The 2,256-nt window shown below is 70.8% G+C and carries 2 protein-coding genes; both read right to left on the reverse strand.

Annotated features, from left to right (window positions below):
- On the reverse strand, positions 1-765 hold a 765-nt coding region (locus tag KGA66_RS28650; protein WP_312887115.1), incomplete at its 3' end, for a biotin/lipoyl-containing protein.
- A 51-nt stretch (positions 766-816) separates the two neighbouring features.
- Positions 817-2,232, reverse strand: coding sequence for a dihydrolipoyl dehydrogenase (gene lpdA / locus KGA66_RS28655; RefSeq protein WP_312887116.1), 1,416 nt, complete (start codon positions 2,230-2,232; stop codon positions 817-819).
- Between the last annotated feature and the right edge of the window lie 24 nt (positions 2,233-2,256).

Raw genomic sequence — 2,256 nt, forward strand, 5'->3', positions numbered from 1 at the left:
GGCCTGGGCTTGGGGCGGTGTCGGCACGATCGCGACCGGGGCGGCCTGAGGTGCCGGTGCCGGTGCCGGTGCCGGTGCGGGAGCAGCGGCGGCGGGAGCCGGTGCCGGTGCGGGTGCCGGGGCAGGCGCTGAGCCCGGGGCGCCGATCACCGCGAGCGTGGTGCCCACCTCGACTGTCTCGTCCTCGCCGACGTTGATCGACACGACGACGCCGGCGGCGGGGGAGGGGATCTCGGTGTCGACCTTGTCGGTGGAGACTTCCAGCAGCGGCTCGTCCGCCTCCACCGAGTCGCCGACTGCCTTGAGCCAGCGGGTCACGGTTCCCTCGGTCACCGACTCGCCGAGCGCCGGGAGCACCACCGGAGTGCCGCTGACCTGGCCGGACTGTGCTGTAGGCGCAGGCGCAGGCGCAGGCGCAGGCGCAGGGGCGACCGGAGCGGGTTGCGGTGCGGGCGCGGCTTGCGGAGCCGGAGCGGGCGCCGGTGCCGCGGCGGCCTGCGGCGCGGCGGCGGGAGCCGGGGCCTCGCCCGGTCCGCCGATCACCGCCAGCTCCGCGCCGACCTCCACGGTCTCGTCTTCGCCGACCTTGATCGAGAGCACGACCCCGGCGGCGGGGGAGGGGATCTCGGTGTCGACCTTGTCGGTGGAGACTTCCAGCAGCGGCTCGTCGACCTCGACCCTCTCCCCTTCCTTCTTCAGCCACCGAGTGACGGTGCCCTCGGTGACCGATTCGCCGAGCGCGGGCATCGTTACTGATGTCGGCATGGGTGTTCTCTCCTACCTGACTGCCTGCGTTTTGAGTCTGCGGAAGGGGGATCAGTCGTGCACGTGCAGCGGCTTGCCGGCCAGGGCCATGTGCGCCTCGCCCAGCGCCTCGCCCTGCGTCGGGTGCGCGTGCACGAACTGCGCGACGTCGCCCGGCGTGGCGTCCCAGTTGTAGATCAGCTGCGCCTCGGCCACCAGCTCGCCGGCCCGGTCCGCGACGATGTGGATGCCGACCACGCGGTCGTCCTCGCCCGGCACGCCGGTGATCTGCACGAGCTTGACCTCACCCTGGGTCTTGAGGATCTTGCTCTTGCCGTTGCCCGCGAGGTTGTAGTTGAACGTCTTGACGTGGTCCGCGCCGTACCGCTCCTTGGCGATCGCCTCGGACACACCGCAGGAGGCGACCTCCGGGTTCGAGTACGTCACCCGGGGCACGCCGTCGTAGTCGATCGGGCGCGGGTTGAGACCGGCGATGTGCTCGGCGACGAGGATGCCCTCGCCGAAGCCGACGTGGGCGAGCTGGAGGGTGGGGATCAGGTCGCCGACCGCGTACACGCCCGGGACCGAGGTCTGGCAGTACTCGTTGACCTTGACGTAGCCGCGATCCATGACCACGCCGGCCTGCTCGTAGCCCAGGTTCGCGGACACCGGGCCGCGGCCGACCGCGACCAGAAGCAGCTCGGCCTCGAAGGTCTTTCCGTTCTCCGTCGAGACCCGCACGCCGGAGTCCCCGGAAGGAAGTGTCACCGTCTCCACCCCGGAGAACCGGTTGCCCAGCTCGAACTTGATGCCGCGGCGGCGGAACGCGCGCTCAAGCAGCTTCGAGTTGTTCTCGTCCTCCAGCGGCACCAGGTGCGCCAGCGCCTCGATGATGGTCACCTCGGCGCCGAAGGACTTCCACACCGAGGCGAACTCGCAGCCGATCACGCCGCCGCCGAGCACGATCACGGAGGCCGGCACCCGGTCCAGCTTGAGCGCGTGGTCGCTGCTGATGATCCGCTCGCCGTCGAGGTCGAGGCCCGGCAGCGACTTGGGCACCGAGCCGGTGGCGAGCACGACGTTGCGGCCGGTGTAGGTCTCGCCGTTCACGGTCACCTGGTCGGGGGCGCTGAGCACGCCCTCGCCGGCGATGAAGGTGATCTTGCGCGCCTTCACGATGCCCTGCAGGCCCTTGTACAGCTGGCCGACCACACCGTCCTTGTAGCTGTTGACCCCGGTCATGTCGATGCCGTTGAGCTGGCTCTGCACACCGAAGGACGCGCCCTCGCGGGCCAGGTCGGCGACCTCGGCCGCGTGCAGGAGCGCCTTGGTGGGGATGCATCCGCGGTGCAGGCAGGTGCCGCCCACCTCGGCCTTCTCGATCAGGGCCACCCTCAGGCCCAGGTCGGCGGCGCGGAAGGCGCAGGCGTAACCGCCGGACCCGCCGCCGAGGATCACTAGGTCGAACACATTCCCGGCGTCAGCCACTTGTCGTCTCCTCGCGTCTTCACG

This window comes from Actinocrinis puniceicyclus, assembly GCF_018283645.1.
Taxonomy (GTDB): domain Bacteria; phylum Actinomycetota; class Actinomycetes; order Streptomycetales; family Catenulisporaceae; genus Actinocrinis; species Actinocrinis puniceicyclus.